The organism is Corynebacterium sp. UMB10321, from assembly GCF_030228725.1.
GTDB lineage: Bacteria > Actinomycetota > Actinomycetes > Mycobacteriales > Mycobacteriaceae > Corynebacterium > Corynebacterium pseudogenitalium.
In genome coordinates, this window is sequence record NZ_JASOZC010000001.1 from 423515 (window position 1) to 440272 (window position 16758).

Annotated in this window: 17 protein-coding genes; 5 read left to right on the forward strand and 12 right to left on the reverse strand. The window is 63.4% G+C overall.

The window, feature by feature from the left end:
- Positions 1-157 precede the first annotated feature (157 nt).
- Complete coding sequence (locus QP752_RS02045) at positions 158-3607, forward strand: pyruvate carboxylase (protein ID WP_284804158.1); 3450 nt, start codon at positions 158-160, stop codon at positions 3605-3607.
- Between the two features lie 17 nt (positions 3608-3624).
- On the opposite strand, the gene QP752_RS02050 is transcribed toward QP752_RS02045, so the two are convergent.
- Positions 3625-4122, reverse strand: coding sequence for a GNAT family N-acetyltransferase (locus QP752_RS02050; RefSeq protein WP_070975880.1), 498 nt, complete (start codon positions 4120-4122; stop codon positions 3625-3627).
- A 64-nt stretch (positions 4123-4186) separates the two neighbouring features.
- Here QP752_RS02050 and QP752_RS02055 point away from each other — a divergent pair, with 64 nt between their 5' ends.
- Positions 4187-5089 carry a S1 family peptidase gene (locus QP752_RS02055; protein ID WP_256006204.1) on the forward strand — a complete coding sequence of 301 codons (903 nt, stop codon included), beginning with the start codon at positions 4187-4189 and terminating at the stop codon, positions 5087-5089.
- Here the strand turns inward: QP752_RS02055 and QP752_RS02060 are convergent.
- The 5 genes from QP752_RS02060 to QP752_RS02080 all read right to left on the reverse strand — a co-directional run bounded on the left by QP752_RS02060 (position 5076) and on the right by QP752_RS02080 (position 10086).
- A complete protein-coding gene (locus QP752_RS02060) occupies positions 5076-5561 on the reverse strand; it encodes a GNAT family N-acetyltransferase (RefSeq protein WP_070975883.1) in 486 nt (161 codons plus the stop codon). The genes QP752_RS02055 and QP752_RS02060 overlap by 14 nt on opposite strands.
- 3 nt (positions 5562-5564) lie before the next feature.
- Positions 5565-7337, reverse strand: a complete 1773-nt coding sequence (locus QP752_RS02065; RefSeq protein ID WP_070975884.1) for a biotin carboxylase N-terminal domain-containing protein — start codon at positions 7335-7337, stop codon at positions 5565-5567.
- A gap of 136 nt (positions 7338-7473) precedes the next feature.
- Entirely contained in the window at positions 7474-8157 is a 684-nt protein-coding gene (locus QP752_RS02070; protein WP_256007748.1) for a hypothetical protein, read from the reverse strand.
- A 545-nt stretch (positions 8158-8702) separates the two neighbouring features.
- Complete coding sequence (locus QP752_RS02075; RefSeq protein ID WP_168156198.1) at positions 8703-8873, reverse strand: hypothetical protein; 171 nt, start codon at positions 8871-8873, stop codon at positions 8703-8705.
- 346 nt (positions 8874-9219) lie between these two features.
- Positions 9220-10086, reverse strand: a complete 867-nt coding sequence (locus tag QP752_RS02080; protein WP_284804163.1) for a sulfurtransferase — start codon at positions 10084-10086, stop codon at positions 9220-9222.
- A gap of 295 nt (positions 10087-10381) precedes the next feature.
- Here QP752_RS02080 and QP752_RS02085 point away from each other — a divergent pair, with 295 nt between their 5' ends.
- Positions 10382-11440, forward strand: a complete 1059-nt coding sequence (locus QP752_RS02085; protein WP_070477676.1) for a Cj0069 family protein — start codon at positions 10382-10384, stop codon at positions 11438-11440.
- A gap of 38 nt (positions 11441-11478) precedes the next feature.
- On the opposite strand, the gene QP752_RS02090 is transcribed toward QP752_RS02085, so the two are convergent.
- The 5 genes from QP752_RS02090 to QP752_RS02110 all read right to left on the reverse strand — a co-directional run bounded on the left by QP752_RS02090 (position 11479) and on the right by QP752_RS02110 (position 14750).
- On the reverse strand, positions 11479-11874 hold the full coding sequence (locus QP752_RS02090; protein WP_070477678.1) for a DUF3151 domain-containing protein: 396 nt from the start codon (positions 11872-11874) through the stop codon (positions 11479-11481).
- A gap of 5 nt (positions 11875-11879) precedes the next feature.
- Positions 11880-12473, reverse strand: coding sequence for a nucleoside triphosphate pyrophosphatase (locus QP752_RS02095; protein WP_284804166.1), 594 nt, complete (start codon positions 12471-12473; stop codon positions 11880-11882).
- 3 nt (positions 12474-12476) lie between these two features.
- Positions 12477-12680, reverse strand: a complete 204-nt coding sequence (locus QP752_RS02100) for an acyl-CoA carboxylase subunit epsilon (protein ID WP_070362979.1) — start codon at positions 12678-12680, stop codon at positions 12477-12479.
- A 15-nt stretch (positions 12681-12695) separates the two neighbouring features.
- On the reverse strand, positions 12696-14222 hold the full coding sequence (locus tag QP752_RS02105; RefSeq protein WP_284804168.1) for an acyl-CoA carboxylase subunit beta: 1527 nt from the start codon (positions 14220-14222) through the stop codon (positions 12696-12698).
- Positions 14223-14327: 105 nt separating this feature from the next.
- Complete coding sequence (locus tag QP752_RS02110; RefSeq protein WP_070362977.1) at positions 14328-14750, reverse strand: hypothetical protein; 423 nt, start codon at positions 14748-14750, stop codon at positions 14328-14330.
- Between the two features lie 31 nt (positions 14751-14781).
- Between QP752_RS02110 and QP752_RS02115 the strand changes: the two genes are divergently transcribed.
- Entirely contained in the window at positions 14782-15504 is a 723-nt protein-coding gene (locus QP752_RS02115) for a biotin--[acetyl-CoA-carboxylase] ligase (protein ID WP_256006209.1), read from the forward strand.
- Positions 15505-15514: 10 nt separating this feature from the next.
- The gene (locus tag QP752_RS02120; RefSeq protein ID WP_246814899.1) at positions 15515-15976 is read left to right on the forward strand and encodes a hypothetical protein; all 462 of its coding nucleotides are present in this window, start codon (positions 15515-15517) and stop codon (positions 15974-15976) included.
- Here the strand turns inward: QP752_RS02120 and budA are convergent, their stop codons facing one another.
- Entirely contained in the window at positions 15977-16714 is a 738-nt protein-coding gene (budA, locus tag QP752_RS02125) for an acetolactate decarboxylase (protein ID WP_070477688.1), read from the reverse strand.
- Between the last annotated feature and the right edge of the window lie 44 nt (positions 16715-16758).

Consider the following 16758-nt stretch of genomic DNA (forward strand, 5'->3'; position numbering starts at 1 on the left):
CCGTTTTGTTTGTTTTTATATGAGAGGCGTTGACCGCTGACCCCAACTTGGGGGGTAATCGCTATGGGAACAGATGCAATTGTGCATTTTCCCGTGGTGTGGCGCCAACCTGCGTTAGGATTGTCAGGCCAACCAAATAACATTCAAACTGTCACGTATGTCACAGTATGGAAGGATTGCATCGATGGAGCAGCTCCCCCTGAATGACCTCCCGGCATTCAAAAAGATCTTGGTAGCAAACCGTGGCGAAATCGCGGTTCGTGCCTTCCGCGCAGCATTTGAGACTGGCGCAAAAACTGTCGCGGTGTACCCGCGCGAGGACCGAAAGTCCTACCACCGACCGTTCGCCGACGAAGCCGTACGAATTGGTGTTGAGGGCCAGCCAGTCAAGGCGTACCTGGACATCGACGAAATTATCCGTGCGGCGAAAGAGACCGGCACCGATGCAATTTACCCGGGCTATGGGTTCCTCTCGGAGCGCGCAGACCTTGCGCGCGCTTGCCGCGACAACGGCATTAAGTTCATCGGCCCAAGCCCAGAGGCGCTTGAGCTGACTGGTGACAAGGCGGCCGCTGTGCACGCTGCTGAGCGCGCCGGGCTGCCGACGTTGAAGGACTCCGAGCCGTCAACTGACCCGGCGGAGCTCGCCGAGATTGCGAAGGAATTCACCTTCCCGGTCTTCGTCAAGGCAGTCGCCGGTGGTGGTGGGCGCGGTATGCGCTTCATCGAGAAGATCGAAGATGTCGAGCGCCTCGCGGCAGAGGCATCCCGCGAGGCGGAGGCAGCGTTTGGCGACGGCCACGTGTACCTCGAGCGAGCGGTCATCCGCCCGCAGCACATTGAGGTGCAGATCATGGCGGACTCCTACGGCAACGTGGTGCACCTGTTTGAGCGCGACTGCTCGCTGCAGCGCCGTCACCAGAAGGTCGTCGAAATCGCTCCGGCACAGCACATCACGCAGGAACAGCGTGAGCGCATCTGCCAGGACGCGGTGAACTTCTGTAAGGAGATCAACTACGAGGGCGCCGGTACCGTCGAGTTCCTCGTTGACGAGCAGGGCAACCACGTCTTCATTGAGATGAACCCGCGTGTCCAGGTGGAGCATACCGTCACCGAGGAAATCACCGGCGTGGACATCGTGAAGAACCAGATGTACATCGCTGCGGGCGCGAAGCTCGAGGACGTGCACCTGACCCAGGACCTCATCGAGATGAACGGTGCGGCGCTGCAGTGCCGCATCACCACGGAGGACCCGAACAACGGGTTCCGTCCGGACTCCGGCGTGATCACCGGCTACAGCTCCCCGGGTGGCGCGGGTGTGCGTCTCGACGGCTCCGCAAACGTCGGTACCGAGATCACCCCGAACTTCGACTCCCTGCTTGTGAAGATGACGTGCCGTGGCCGTAACTTCCAGGTTGCCGTCGACCGCGCACTGCGCGCGCTTAACGAGTTCACCGTCACCGGTGTCTCCACCAATATTGGCTTCCTGCGCGCGCTGCTGTCCGACGAGGACTTCCGCTTCAAGCGCATCAACACCGGCTTTATCAACGATCACCCGTTCTTGCTTGAGGCTCCTGCCGCGGCTGACGATGCCGGCAAGATCCTCGACTACCTGGCGAACGTGACCGTCAATAAGCCAAACGGCCCACGCCCGACCTCGATTCGTCCTTCGAAGAAACTGCCGGAGTTCGATTACGGCGACCTGCCACGTGGCTCCCGCGACGACCTGCTGGAGCTCGGCCCGACGAAGTGGGCGGAAAAGATCCGCAACCAGACGGCTCTCGGGGTGACCGAGACGACGTTCCGCGATGCGCACCAGTCGCTGCTGGCAACCCGCATCCGTACGAACACGCTGGTCGCTGCGGCGAAGCACGTCGGCCACATGACGCCACAGCTCGCCTCTGTAGAGGCGTGGGGCGGCGCCACCTACGACGTGGGCATGCGCTTCCTGCACGAGTCTCCGTGGATGCGTCTCGACGCCCTGCGTGAAGCCATCCCGAACGTGAATATCCAGATGCTGCTGCGCGGCCGCAACACCGTGGGCTACACGCCGTACCCGGACTCGGTGACGAAGGCGTTCGTGAACGAGGCGGCGTCGTCAGGCATTGATATCTTCCGCATCTTCGACGCCCTCAACGACGTTTCCCAGATGCGCCCCGCTATCGAGGCTGTTCTGGAGACCAACACCACCGTCGCCGAGGTTGCGATGGCGTACTCGGGCAACCTGCTCGACCCCGCCGAGGACATCTACACGCTGGACTACTACCTGCGTCTGGCCGAAGAGATTGTCGACGCCGGCGCGCACGTCCTGGCGATCAAGGATATGGCCGGCCTGATGCGTCCGGGCGCTGCCGCGAAACTGGTCAAGGCGCTGCGCGAGCGCTTCGACCTGCCTGTTCACGTGCACACTCACGACACGGCTGGCGGCCAGCTAGCGACCTACCTGGCGGCCGCAAATGCTGGCGCGGACATTGTGGATGTGGCGTCGGCACCGCTGGCGGGTACCACCTCGCAGCCGTCGCTGTCCGCACTCGTTGCTGCCTTCGCGAACACCGAGCGTGACACCGGCATTGACCTGCAGGCTGTCAGCGACCTCGAGCCGTACTGGGAGGCCGTGCGCCAGGTTTACGCTCCGTTTGAATCTGGTATTCCTGGCCCGACCGGTCGTGTGTACAAGCACGAAATCCCGGGCGGTCAGCTTTCCAACCTGCGTACGCAGGCGAAGGCGCTGGGCCTGGGCAACCGCTTCGAGCTCATCGAGGACTACTATGCCGCGGTGAACGAGATCCTCGGCCGCCCGACGAAGGTCACGCCGTCGTCGAAGGTTGTGGGTGACCTTGCGCTGCACCTGGTGGGTGCGGGCGTGGACCCGAAGGACTTCGCGGAGAACCCGCGCAAGTACGACATCCCTGAGTCCGTCATCGGCTTCCTGCAGGGTGAACTGGGTACGCCTCCGGGTGGCTGGCCGCTGCTGCGCGACAAGGCGCTCGAGGACCGCCAGGAAGTCGACCACACGGTGGACGTGCCGGAAGAGCTCGCTGGTGACCTTGATTCCGAGGACCACGTGACGCGCCGTGCTGCGCTGGACCAGCTGCTGTTCCCGAAGCAGTACAAGGAGTTCCTGGAACACCGCCGCACCTACGGCATCACGGACCACCTGTCGGACCGCACCTTCTTCTACGGCCTTGTTGAGGGTGAGGAGACGATGATCTGGTACGGCGAGCTCGAGGATCACCTGCCGCCGCTCGTGGTCAACCTTGACGCCGTGGGCGAGCCCGATGAGAAGGGCATGCGCCAGGTCATCCTGACGGTCAACGGCCAGATCCGTCCGATGCAGGTCAGGGACGAGAACGCCGAGTCCACAGTCGCCGAGGTGGAGAAGGCTGATCCGTCGCAGGAAGGCCACGTTGCGGCACCGTTCGCTGGTGTGGTGAACGTGACCGTCAAGCCTGGCGACGAAGTCAAGGCCGGCGACCAGGTTGCTTCTATCGAAGCGATGAAGATGGAGGCCGCGATCTCGGCGACGAAGGACGGCACCATCGAGCGAGTCGCCTTCACGCAGGCAACCAAGGTGGAGGGCGGCGACCTGGTCGTCGTGATCTCCTAAAGGGTTTCTCGCCGCAGTTAGCCGACGTTGCAGTCAAACACCATGACATTGGCATCGTCGGCAACCGTGGTGAAGCCGAACTGCTCGTAACGGTGGCGCGCACGCTCGTTGTCTGGGTCAACCCAGAGAGCGACGCGGGGCGCGCCTTGTTGCGCTGCAAGCTCAATGACTGCGCGTAGCAGTTTCGAGCCGAGCCGGTGGCCTGCGAAGCGGCGTTCCACCGCGATGGCGAGCTCCGGCACGTCGGGGCCGAGGTTTGCGTGGCCTGCATCCGGGTCATCCCAGTAGCGCAGCCACACGCCACCGGCGGGGGTGCGGAACTCATCGCAGGCGATAATGCCGCCGTCGCGCTCCGGGTCCCAGTGGTCCACGTAGTCGGTCACCCCGAGGCGCTCCTCGTGCCCGACGGGCGCGGTTTCATCGCCGAATACGTCCGCAAGAAAGTTCAGGCGCTGCAGGTACATGCGGTCTGATTCGGTGGCTTGGCGTAGAGTAAACGACTTGTTTTGTGTCATGGTGCCACTGTAACGCGACTACTACGGATAGGCGCAGCCAGGGCCGTGCGGTACCCTGTGGCCTATGCGAGGAGGAACTGCACGCGGCATCGGGGCCGTCACTGTGGCGTTGGCCCTTGGTATCTCACACGGGGCTGCGGTCGCGGCGCCGGTGGTGCAGCAGGGGGGTCTGATTGTTGTTGGTAGCAACGTGAAATGCACCGTCGCGATGAATGACAAAAACCAGGGCGTGAGCTACACCAGCGCCCACTGTGGCAGCAACGGGGATCGTGTCACCGTCCAGGGGGCCGAAGGCCTCACCGGAACGTTTATCCCCTCGCCGTTGTACCGCGATGAGGAGGATTACACCGCGAACGACTGGGCCATGGTGGTCTGGGACGACGGCGTGGCCCTCGGCCCGAACTGGCTCAGCGGAGACACCCTTATTTCCCCAGGCACGACGCTGACCTCGAAGGATCGCGTGTGTACCTACGGCGGGGTGACGAAGGCGAAGCGCTGCGGTTCGTTCGCTGCGCGCCTCGGCAACACGGTGTTCAGTACGCTCCCAAATGGCCAGGCAGGCGACTCCGGTGCACCCGTGTGGGTCGAAGGCAAAGGAATGATCGGGCCGTACTCGGGCGTGAGCAACATCTCCTCATCGTCGGGCGTGCGCGGGCTTTCCCGCGCGGTTCACCCGGAAGACGGCCGCGACTACGGCAGCGATGACGAAATCGAGGTGCTCAAGCGCTGGTTCCATATCGACGGCCCCGTGGTGCACACCGCCAAGCGCCCAGTAGAAACGGCCGCGAAGGCAGGGGCGCAGTTGGGCAAGCGCCTGGACTCGCTGTCCTCCGAGGATGACTCCGCAGTGCGCGGTGTGTTGCCAGTCGTGCTGGCAATCGTGTTGGGCGTACTCGTCGCCGCGGCACCCGACATCGTCTCTATCGTCGAATCGTGGCGCTCAATAGCAGCGGCTAGAGGTCAATAACCATGGTGCCCGGGTGTGGGGCATCGGCAACATCCCGGAAGCCGAATTTCTCATAGACGTGGCGGGCTTTGGGGTTGTCGGCGTCGACAGATAAAGCGAGCTGTCGCGCACCCTTGTCGCGCGCGAGCTCGCAAGCCTGCTCAATCATCGTGCGTGACAGGCCCTTGCCCTGCGCGCGGGCTTCAATCGCGATGGCGAACTCGGGGATATCCGGCCCAAGGTTTGCCCACCCCACGGCGGAGGTATCCTCCCAGAACCGCAGCCAGATCGCCCCGGCCGGTACGCCGAGGGCGTCGTAGACGATGACGCCGCCGTCGCGCTCCGGATCCCAGTCGCCGATGTAGCCTGCGGCGTAGGTGGGGTAGTCACTGAACAGTTCGCTCGATTCATCACCGTGCGCCTCGGCGAGGAAGTAAATACGCTCGAGGTACGTGCGGTCGGACTCGGTGGCCCGACGGAAACTAAAGTCCATGGGCTACTTCAACTCCATGAGCGTTGCGCCCTTGGCCGCTTGAGCGCCCTGCTCGGCGGCCAGGCCCGTCACGACGCCATCCTTGTGCGCCTTGACCGGGTTTTCCATCTTCATCGCCTCGAGCACGACGAGGACGTCGCCCTCAGCGACGGTGTCGCCCTCTGCCACGTTGACCTTGATTAAAGTTCCCTGCATCGGCGCCGTCACGGCGTCGCCGGATGCGGCGGTCTTCGCGGCCGATGCGCGGCGCTTCTTCGGCTTGCGAGCAGGGCCCGCACCGGGCACGAGTGCGGAAGGCAGGGCTACCTCGATGCGGCGGCCGTCAACCTCCACGGCAAACACCTGCTTATCGACGCCTGCTTCGCCCTCCACACCTTCACCATCAGCTGCGGTGACGGCTGGCATCTCGCCATCCCAGGTCTCTTCGATCCAGCGAGTGTAGACGTCGAACGAGGTGCCGTCGCCGATAAAGGCGTCGTGCTCGACCATTGCGCGGTGGAAGGGGATCACGGTCGGGATGCCCTCGACGACGTATTCCGCAAGCGCGCGGCGGGCACGATTCAGCGCTTCCTCGCGCGTTGCGCCGTACACGATCAGCTTGGCCAGCATCGAGTCAAACTGACCGTTAATCGCCGAACCTTCGCGCACGCCGGAGTCCACGCGCACGCCGGGCCCGGCTGGCTCGCGGTAGACGTTGATCGGGCCAGGAGAAGGCATGAAGTTGATAGTTGGGTCCTCGCCGTTGATGCGGAACTCAAATGCGTGCCCGCGCGGCGTTGGGGTCTCCGTGATGCTGAGCTGCTCGCCGCGGGCGATACGGAACTGCTCGCGTACCAAGTCCAGGTCGGTGGTCAGCTCAGTGACCGGGTGCTCTACCTGGAGGCGCGTGTTGACTTCCAAGAAAGACACCAGGCCGTCAGCGCCAACCAGGTACTCTACGGTGCCTGCGCCCGAGTAGCCGGCTTCCTTACAGATCGCCTCGGCGGAGCGCTCAATGCGCTCGCGCTGCTCATCGGTGAGGAACGGTGCAGGGGCTTCCTCGATGAGCTTCTGGAAGCGGCGCTGCAGCGAGCAGTCACGGGTACCCACGACCACGACATTGCCGTGCTGGTCCGCGAGCACCTGCGCCTCAACGTGGCGAGCCTTATCCAGGTAGCGCTCCACGAAGCACTCGCCGCGGCCGAAAGCGGCAACGGCCTCACGGGTCGCGGACTCGAACAGCTCCGGGATTTCTTCCCGCGTATGCGCGACCTTCATACCGCGTCCGCCGCCGCCGTAGGCGGCCTTAATCGCGATCGGGAGGCCGTGCTCATCTGCGAACGCAAGGACTTCCTGTTCGTCTGCGACCGGATGTTTCGTGCCGGGGGCCATCGGGGCGTCGACAGCTTCGGCGATCGCACGGGCCGCCACCTTGTCACCCAGCGTGGCGATAGCCTCGGGGGAGGGGCCGATCCAGGTCAAACCGGCGTCGATAACTTTCTGTGCGAATTCAGCGTTTTCGGCGAGGAAACCGTAGCCGGGGTGAACGGCGTCCGCACCCGAATCCGCCGCCACTTTGAGCAGCTTCGCCATGTCCAGATAGGTCTCTGCGGCGGTTTCCCCGCCGAGGGCGAACGCTTCATCGGCAAGGGAAACATATGGTGCGGCCGCGTCGCTGTCCGCGTACACCGCAACGGACGCGATGCCTTCATCCTGGGCAGCACGAATGATGCGCACCGCGATCTCGCCGCGGTTTGCAACCAACACCTTGGTCACTTGCTGATTGTGAATAGGCACAAAAAATCCCGTCTTTCTCAAAGAGTCTGAGCTTTGCCGAAATATATCGGATTTTGCCACCCTATGTTACTACTTGCCGGTAGGTCCCAGCGATTCTCATAGCGGGGAGTGCATGAAACGCGTCGCGGGGGCGCGCTTAATCATACGTGCCTAGCAGGTAGCTGATGGAGGAGCTCCAGCGGTCGTGGAACTTTTCGACGTCCCCCGAGACCGCTGCTATGCCCTCGTCGGTGGCGCGAAGCTCGGCAGAGTAGTGGTTGACGAGCCCTTCGGCTGTAGACCTGCCGCGCTCCGACCATTCGAAGATTGCGCTGTCGTCCCCGAGTGGGGTGATGCTGTCGACTCGGTCGAAAGCCTTCATCTCTTTGATTGGTTTGCCGTCGACATAGAACGCTACTCCGTCGGTAATGGAGGCGCCGGTGCCAGCTGGGCGGTCCTTGTCCCCGAGTGAGCCGCGGAAGATGATCCAGCTCAGACGCTGACACGGGTCGTAGCGATTGTCGATGTCCTCGATCCAGTAGTTGAAGTCGCTGCCATCATCAGCGGGCATGCGCCCGGGCGTCGAGTTGGAGGGGTATGCCTCGCGTGGATCATTGGGTAGCTGGACACACGCATCCGCATTATTCTGCTGCGCTGGCTGCTTGGCAGGCGATGAGGCGGTGTCAGGGGTGTCTGAGGACGAGGGCTCTTCCACCACGGTGGTCTGTGTAATGGTGATGACGGGTGGTGTGTCTGTTTCGGAGCTGCACGCGGTGAAGGTCAGTGGTGCCAATACCGCGAGAGTGGCAGCTGATGCGCGGTTGAAAAGCATGCGTGTCATGGTTTCGTCCTGGGGTTAGATGAGAGGGGTGTGGTGACGCTGCCTGGGTCGGCGTCGGAAAGCATTTGGCGACAGACTATCAGTTTGTGCTTGTCGACGAGCCAGCGCTTACTGCGTGCCAGGGGGTTCGTGCTTGGCGCCGGAACACACAGGGCACTCGTCCAAGTGCCTGCTTGCCGACGCCACGTGGCACCCCAGCGTTACACTACGAGGCATGCTACGGATGGACGACTTTGCCTCAGTGATCTATTCGGCGGGCAAGGTTTTCGACAACCTCCGTACCAGACGGCTTGCGACTGAGGAGTTCTTGGCAAATGGCAGCACTGCCGGAATCGCCTCGCGGGCTGACTTGCAGCTGCTCCAAGACCTGCAGGACGCTGCACGAATTGCGCTGCGTGCGAAACACGACCGGCAGCCGGTGACCGCCGAGCTTGTGTGCGCACTCAACGCCGCGATCCTATGCGTAGCCGCGGGGTGCAGACACGGGGAAAGTGATTCCTGGCAGCCAACCTGGCAATGGGTTGGAGAGCAGGAGAGACTCAGAATTAGTCTCCGTAGTTCGCGAGGTAACGGATCTTCGGTGTGATCTCCACACGGCCTTTGCCCTCGCGGTGGCGCTTCATGATGAGCTTGGCCGCGGCGATCTGGCCCGCGTTCGGAGGAACGTTGGTCTTTGGGACGTAAAACTCTTGATTAGGGGTACGGCGCTTTTCCATTTATGTCACCTGCTCTCGGAGTCCCAACTCCTGGTTATTTGCTTGATTAATGAATCGACGAGGTCATTCTCATTATTTCCTAGGAAGGGCGCGTCATCAAGCGCATCGATGGCAGCGACACCGATGGCGACGACTTCTGGCTCTTTTGATACGCAAAGGTCCGTCGCCCAACGCAAATTTGAGCCCCACAAACGGGATGGGCTGGGAAGTGGTCCGCCCTGTCCTCGCAAAGCTTGACGTGACCGGTCGTATCACTCTCGCTCAGCCACGACGGCGACTACGCCACCGCCACCTGCCTGATATGTGCTTAGAAGTCCGGTGCGACTGGCCGCCAACCTGTTCTGGCTTAGCGTTCGCCGCGCTCCACTGGCACGCGCACCATGTTTCCCCACTCCGCCCACGAGCCGTCGTAGAGCGAAACCTGCTCGAAGCCGAGCACGTGCTTCAGCACGAACCAGGTGTGGGCCGCGCTTTCGCCGAGCTGGCAATAGACCACAGTCGGTGTAGCAGGGTCGAAGTCTTTATAGACGTGCGCAATGTCGTCCCTGCCCTTGAGGCGCGCGTTCGGGAACACGGAGTTGCCCCACGGCACGTTCACTGCGCCGGGGATGTGCCCGTGGCGCAGAGTATCGACGCCACCATCCTTTGCGGCCGCCTCTGCTCCTGCGTAATGCTCGGGCGAGCGGGCGTCGATAAGCTGGGCGGGGGTTTCCTGCAGCAGCTCAGATGCGAAGGTGCGAAGCGGGGCGTCCTGGCGCTCGACTACCGGGTACTCAGTGCGTGGGTACTCCGGCACCGCGAAGGAGGTATCGCGCTCTTCACCCATCCAGGCGTCGCGGCCGCCGTCGAGGATGCGCACATCCGGGTGACCGAACAGCTCAAAGACCCACGCTGTGTAGGCGGCCCACCAGTTGGAGCGGTCGCCGTAGATCACCACGGTATCGTCGCGGGAGATGCCGCGCGCGCTCATGAGTTCTGCGAAGGCCTCGCCGTCGATAAAGTCGCGCTGCACAGGATCATTGAGGTCGTTGTGCCAATCGATCCGGACGGCGCCTGGGATGTGCCCAATGTCGTAGAGGAAGGCGTCCTCGTCGCTTTCGACCACCCGCAGACCCGGCATGCCCAAGCGTGCAGAAAGCCACGCGGCTGACACGAATCGTTCCGGATGTGCGTAGTTCGCAAACTGCGAGTGATCGTCGAGTTCGATGCTCACGGTGGGTTAACCTCCAATAGCAATGGCCAATAACACAGAGCGAAGTTACTTACTGCCCCTCACCCTACATGTCAAGGAAAATAGGTGACGCAAAATTCCGCAAAAACGGGTCCAGTGTGCGCGGTGTCACTCGCGTGCGCAGGGTGTATTCACGGGGGTTATACGCGGTGTGAACTTGGGCACGTTTTCCCAGGCGAGTGCGGAAAAATTCATCCTGCCAAATAAAGTTACTAATTGGAACATACAGACACCCGTTTCCACCCACAAGGTGGGACAATGACTAGAAAGGTGCCCCATGCATAAAGCTATCGTCGTATTCGAGGTCGAGGGCGGCTCAGATAAGTATTTCGACGGACACCGGAAAGACACCATGCCGATCGTCAACGCGATCAAGGCTATGGGATGGCACGCCGAAGTTGTCTTCTACCGCCCTGAGTGGAAAGACGCGATTTACACCTACGTCTCCGAGAACTTCGACGGTTACATCTCCCGTGTCAACCCAGGCAACATCCCTGGCGGTGAGAAGGGCTACTTCGACCTGCTCACCAGCCTTTCGGTTGCGGGCCTGGTCGGCATGTCCACGCCGGGCGAGATGATGGCCTACGGCGCGAAGGACGCCCTGGTGAAGCTGAAGGACACCGACCTCGTCCCGTCCGACACCGCCGCGTACTACGACGTCGAGACGTTCCACGAGACCTTCCCGACGTCCCTGTCCTACGGCGAGCGCGTGCTGAAGCAGAACCGTGGCTCAACTGGTGAAGGCATCTGGCGCGTCCGTATCGCTGACGAGGACCTCGCGGTCTCCGTCGAGCCGGGCACCGCGCTGCCGCTGGACACCAAGATCCGCTGCACCGAGGCCGTCGACAACCACACCGAGACGCGCGAGCTCGGCGAGTTCATGACCTTCTGCAACCAGTACATCGTTGGCGACAACGGCATGCTGGTGGACATGCGCTTCATGCCACGCATCGTCGAGGGTGAGATCCGCATTCTGCTCGTCGGACCGCACCCGGTGTTCGTTGTGCATAAGAAGCCCGCAGAGGGCGGCGACAACTTCTCCGCAACCCTGTTCTCCGGCGCAACGTACACCTACGACAAGCCAGAGGCATGGCAGGAGCTCATCGACATGTTCGCTGAGGCCCGCCCGGTCATCGCCGAGAACCTCGGCGGCGACAACATCCCGCTCGTTTGGACCGCGGACTTCATGCTGGCCGACGGCGAGAACGGCGAGGACACCTACGTGCTCGGCGAGATCAACTGCTCCTGCGTTGGCTTTACCTCCGAGCTCGACATGGGCATCCAGGAGCTCGTTGCGCAGGAGGCAATCAAGCGCGTCGAGGCGAAGTTCGCCTAGTCGCGTTTAGCCATAGGCGCCATGGCGCCGACCGGGGTTTAGAGGAGCGTAGCGACGCTGTCCGGGTCGGCGTCGGAGAGCATTTGGCGGCAGCGGTCGTACTCGGCGTCGTCACCGATCGCCTTGGAGGTCAGGGCGAGCATCGCGATGGCCTTGAGCACTGGCACGTTCGCCTCGTGCGAGGCCGGAACCGGGCCCCAGCCCTTCCAACCGTTGGCGCGCAGCCGGTCGAGCGAGCGGTGGTAGCCGGTGCGGGCGTACGCGTAGGCGACGATCGTGTCGCCGTCCGCCAGCTCGCGCTCGGCGCGGGCAGCCCACACGGCGGGGGAATCGGGGTGTGCGACGGCGGTGGCGTCGGCAAGTAGGTCGCAGCCGGTTGCTGGGTCTTCTGGGAGGTGAATTGGGTCGGGGGCAAGCATGTCGTTGAACTTCATGCCGACTAGGATACCCAGAACTCCGACGCGTCCAGTCCGAAGTGATAGAGGCAGCGCCGCAGCAGCGGCATGGACAGGCCGATGACGCTGGTTGGGTCGCCGTCAATGGAGTCAATAAACCAGGAGCCGAGCGCCTCCAGCGTGAACGCGCCCGCGCACTGCAGCGGCTGGCCGGAATTGGCATAGGCCACGATGTCGGTGTCGCTCGCCTCGCCGAAGCGGATGGTGGTGCGCACGGTGTCCGTGACCCACTCGCCGTTGTAGGCGACGGCGTGGCCGGTGAGCAGCTCTGCGGTCTTGCCGCGCTGTGCTCGCCAGCGCTCGATCGTGGCCTCCACGGTGTGCGGCTTGCCGAGCAGTTGGCCGTCCAAAAGCAGCATGGAATCGCAGCCGACCACGACGTCGTTAGGGAACTCGCCGGCGACGGTCTCAGCCTTCGCGCGGGCGAGGGCGGCGACGGTGTGCGCTGGTGGGGCGTCGACAAGCGAGGCGATCACCGCATCCTCGTCGATGTTGGCGGGCCGAAGCACCGGCTCGACGCCACCCTGCTCGAGCAGCATTCGGCGCGACGGCGACTGTGAGGCGAGAACAATCCGCATGGCTTAGGAGTACGTCGAAGGGGAGAACGCGAGCGGGTTAAACAGCGTCGGCGCATGCACCGGCGAGGGCGCTACGCCCCACAGGTTGCGCTGCCCGCGCTTCGCCGCCTGCGCCTGCTGCTGCAGTTGCTCCAGCACGAGGCGTAGCGCCTCGACCTCCTCGGGGGAGGGGTTGCCTTTCACAACGTCGAAGGGGAGGGAAGACATACGTTCCTTTCGTGGTTACAGCGGCAGGTTGCCGTGCTTCTTCTGCGGCGGGTACACAACCTTGCGCTCCAGCAGGTGCAGGCCCTCCACGAGTTGGGCGCGGGTGTCGCTTGGTGCGATGACGGCGTCGACAAGGCCGCGCTCGGTAGCGACGTAGGGGTTGAGGTTTTCTTCCTCGTACGCCTGCGTATCGACGCCCAACGCCTCGGCGGCCGTCGGTGCGTCAGCCAGCGCGATCTGCGCGGTCGGCCACGCGAAGACCAGGTCAGCGCCCAGGCCCTTCGAGCCGAGCACCGAGTAGGCGGTGCCGAGCGCCTTGCGTGTGATCACCGTGATGGTGCCCACCTGGACCTCAGCGAAGGCGTACGCCAGCGTGGATGCCGCGGACAGGGCGCCTGCCTGCTCCTCCTCGACGGTCGGGACGAAGCCTGGGCAGTCCACGATGTGCAGCAGCGGCAGGTTGAAGGCGTCACAGGTGCGGATGAAGCGCGCGGCCTTTCGGGCTGCGTCGGCGCTCAGACAGCCGGCGAGCACACTTGGCTGCGTGGCCACGATGCCGAGCGCCCGACCGTCAATGTGCGCGAACCCGGTGACGACGTTGCCGGCGTGGGCGCCGCCGAGCTCGTAGAAGTCGCCGTCGGTGATCGTCTCGATGGCGGTGGTGATGTCGTATGGCTGGGCGTCCTCGTCGGGAACCAGGGAATCAAGCACGCTGGCGTCAGCGCCCTCTGCGACGTCAGCCACGGGAGCAGCCGCGCGGTTGTTCAGCGGCAGGTAGCTCACGAGCTTGCGTACCTCGTCGACAGCCTGCTCGTCGGTGCTGACGCGAATGTTGGCCACACCGGTGGTGGCCGCGTGGACGTCGGCGCCGCCGAGCTGCTCCGCGGTCACCTCGCTGCCAGCGACCTTGGAAGCCACATCGGTCGCAGCTAGGTGCAGGCTCGCGCCATCAACCATGATGCGCATATCAGCCAGCGGAACGGTCGTGGCAGCAAGCGTGGCCACCTCACCGGCAACCACGGCGATCTGCGGCACCAGGCCAGAAGCCTGCGTCGCGGCACGCAGGATCTTCGCCTGCATATGCGCCGTGACGACGCCCTCCTGCCAGCGCGGGCCGAGCGAGTCGTAGAACCCGATCACCGGCACGCCAGTCTTTGCGGCCAGCTCGTAGACTTTGAGGATCTTCTCGGCGTACACCTCGCCGATGCCGCCGTCGAAAATGGTGGCATCCTGGGAGAATACGCACACGCGGCGGCCGTCGATGAGGCCGTAGCCTGCCACGACACCATCCGTCGATGGTTTGGTGCGGTCCATCTTGTACGCCTCGACGCGGTGGCGTGCCAGCGCATCGACCTCCACGAAGGAGCCCGCGTCCAGGAGCCGCTCAACGCGCTCGCGCGCGGTCAGGTCCCCGGCCTCGTGGACGGCGTCGATCGCGTCCTGGCCAAGCGGCGCCTGGGCCTCGTCAAGCCGGTTGCGCAGATCTTGGATACGGCCTGCAGTCGTCGACATGTCAGGTTTGGAAGAAGATTTATCGCCCATATCGCCTCAGTCTAACTAGCACGGAAAGAAAACCACATTATAAATCGCGCGGCGGGGCCCTTATGTTTCAGGTGCCAGGACGCCAACACGGCACGGGCAACGCGCTTAGCGCATGCTCGGGTCCTTGAAAATGCTCCACGCAGCTGAGATCAGCGGCAGCTGCAGCGGAAGTCGACCGATGCTGATCACCTGCTTTTGCCACGGCTTGTTGCGCCACTGGCGGGCCATCTCGAAGTTCGCAGGCCACACGGCCAGCAAGAGCGCTGCTGCGAAGCCACCACCGAGTTTGCGCAGCTTCGGCGCACGTTTCTGGTGTCCCGCATGTGACGCCGGGCCAAGCTTGGGCGCGGCCAGCAGCACAGCAGCTGCCAACTCCGCGGCGCCGGACGCGTAGGTATACGTCCGGGCCTCACCTGGGAGGGACTCGGGAACGATCGAATCGAAAGGTTCTGGTTTGATGAAGTGCAGGATGCCGGCCACCCCGAACGTCGGGATGAGTGCCTTGCGGAGGAAACGTTGAATCGTCATGTGTCTAACAGTAGCGCTAGATTAGGTCAACATGAATGCTGAAGAACTGAGCAGGCTCCAGCGGGGCGTCGAAAAGTATTGGCCGGTGGTGCGCTGGGTGGAAACCACCGGGTCGACGAACGACGATCTGTTGCGTGAAGGCGAGCCGGGCACCGTGCTCATCGCGGGGGAGCAGACGGCGTCGCGCGGGCGACTTGGCCGCAAGTGGGTCAGCCCGAAGGGTGCGCAACTGGCGATGAGCATGGTGCTGCGCATCGACGACAACCCGCCACCGTTCGGGCTGCTGTCGATCGCGCCCGGCGTCGCGGTGACCGACGTCGTGCCGCAGGCCCAGCTCAAATGGCCGAACGACGTGCAGATCGGCGGGAAGAAGCTCGCCGGGATTCTCTCCGGACTGGCGGACGGGCGCGTAGTGGTCGGCATCGGCATCAACCTCAACTTCGAGCCCGAGCAGCTGCCCATCCCCACCGCAACGGCGCTGAATCTCGAGGGGATCGACGTCGACTTCGTGGACTTCACCACGCAGGTGCTGTGCGCGATGGGTGAACGTTTCGCGCAGTGGCAGCAGCGCGACCCGCAGCTGCTGGCCGACTACCGCAAAGTGTGCAGCACGATCGGGCAGCACGTGCGCATTGAGCTGCATGACGGCGAGGTGATTGGCACCGTCGATGGCGTCAACGACGAGGGCGAAGTGATCATCGACGGCACGGCATACAGCGTCGGAGATGTGCACCACCTCCGGCCGAAACAGTAGGATCTGTGCCGTGCAACAGTCGCGGGTGAAGTTTCAGCTGGCAGAGGGCGAGACCGTCCTCGCCGACACGAACCCGCCGTTAACGAGCCTCATTTTCCCGTTGCTCGAGCTCATCGTGATCACCGGGATCGCCTGGATTGCCATCGGCTGGATGGACGTCACCCCGTTTGTGAACCCCCAGGCGCACAACATCGTGGTTGCGGTGTGGGCGCTGCTGTCGGTGTGGCGCTTCGTGTTGCCGGTGGTTCGCCACCGCCGCCAGCGTTTCCTGCTCACCGACCGCCGCATCCTCGCCCGCTCGGCGCGCGGTGCGGTCGATTCCATTCCGCTGCGTCAGATTCATTCTTTTCGACGCCAGCGCGGCGGGCTGTCCATCGCCCTGTGGGGGTTCGACCAGCCGGTGTTCTTCCCGCAGGTGGGGAAGGCGCGTGCGGTGGAGCGTGCGCTGGACGAGAGCCTGCGCCGCCGCTAACTACTCCTTAATTTCCGTTGTGTGCAGCTGGCTATCCAGGTCGCTCGGGCTGAGACTGCCTGCCTGGAAGTCTGCCGTGATCGGCAGGTGCAGATCCATGTCGGTGGCGGGGCACAGCTCGATGATGGCGTCGTTAATGGTGTAGTCGAGCACGTGGCCGCCGGCTGTGCGGGCGTCGTCAATGAAGTGGACGTGGCAGCCGGGCACCCCGATGCCTTTGGCGTAGGCGGGCGTGCGGAAGCCGCCGATGATGCCGTGTACGTCGGTGAAGTGGTGCTCGGCGTCATCGCCGATGGCCTCCGTCATGGGGCGGTACGGTTTCTCCTGCTTGGTCACGGTGCGGGTGACCACCTCGTCGAAGGTGCCGGTGATTCTGACGGCGTAGAAGAAGTTGTGGCTCGGCTCGAGCGCGTCGATGAACTCGGCAAGTTCCGCGCGGCGCATGCCTTTCGGCGCGTCGACGCGGATGCGCGGCACAAAGTTCGTCACGACGGTAAACGGCGTGCGTTGGTCAAGGCTGGCGACGCGCGCTTTGCCGTCGCTGGTGAGCTGGTAGCAGACGCCGTCGAGAATGATCATCTCTCCGTCGAGCCCGTCGAAGGTGCCAAGGCCGAAGTTCCCTTTGCCGAGGATGTCTCCGATGGTCAGTTCGCCTTCGTAGATGCCGTCGAGAAGCGCGGTCATCAGTGAGTTCTGGAAGATGGTGTGGCGAACAATCGCGGGATTCGTTTCAGTCATGCCCACATCGTAGCGCCCATAAGGCTAAGGTAGTTCGTTGTGAG

Coding starts and splice junctions, on each gene's coding strand:
- QP752_RS02045 (WP_284804158.1), top strand. CDS start 158: ATGTCACAGTATGGAAGGATTGCATCGATGGAGCAGCTCCCCCTGAAT.
- QP752_RS02050 (WP_070975880.1), bottom strand. CDS start 4,122: ATGACACAAAACAAGTCGTTTACTCTACGCCAAGCCACCGAATCAGAC.
- QP752_RS02055 (WP_256006204.1), top strand. CDS start 4,187: ATGCGAGGAGGAACTGCACGCGGCATCGGGGCCGTCACTGTGGCGTTG.
- QP752_RS02060 (WP_070975883.1), bottom strand. CDS start 5,561: ATGGACTTTAGTTTCCGTCGGGCCACCGAGTCCGACCGCACGTACCTC.
- QP752_RS02070 (WP_256007748.1), bottom strand. CDS start 8,157: ATGACACGCATGCTTTTCAACCGCGCATCAGCTGCCACTCTCGCGGTA.
- QP752_RS02075 (WP_168156198.1), bottom strand. CDS start 8,873: ATGGAAAAGCGCCGTACCCCTAATCAAGAGTTTTACGTCCCAAAGACC.
- QP752_RS02085 (WP_070477676.1), top strand. CDS start 10,382: ATGCATAAAGCTATCGTCGTATTCGAGGTCGAGGGCGGCTCAGATAAG.
- QP752_RS02090 (WP_070477678.1), bottom strand. CDS start 11,874: ATGAAGTTCAACGACATGCTTGCCCCCGACCCAATTCACCTCCCAGAA.
- QP752_RS02095 (WP_284804166.1), bottom strand. CDS start 12,473: ATGCGGATTGTTCTCGCCTCACAGTCGCCGTCGCGCCGAATGCTGCTC.
- QP752_RS02100 (WP_070362979.1), bottom strand. CDS start 12,680: ATGTCTTCCCTCCCCTTCGACGTTGTGAAAGGCAACCCCTCCCCCGAG.
- QP752_RS02105 (WP_284804168.1), bottom strand. CDS start 14,222: ATGGGCGATAAATCTTCTTCCAAACCTGACATGTCGACGACTGCAGGC.
- QP752_RS02110 (WP_070362977.1), bottom strand. CDS start 14,750: ATGACGATTCAACGTTTCCTCCGCAAGGCACTCATCCCGACGTTCGGG.
- QP752_RS02115 (WP_256006209.1), top strand. CDS start 14,782: ATGAATGCTGAAGAACTGAGCAGGCTCCAGCGGGGCGTCGAAAAGTAT.
- budA (WP_070477688.1), bottom strand. CDS start 16,714: ATGACTGAAACGAATCCCGCGATTGTTCGCCACACCATCTTCCAGAAC.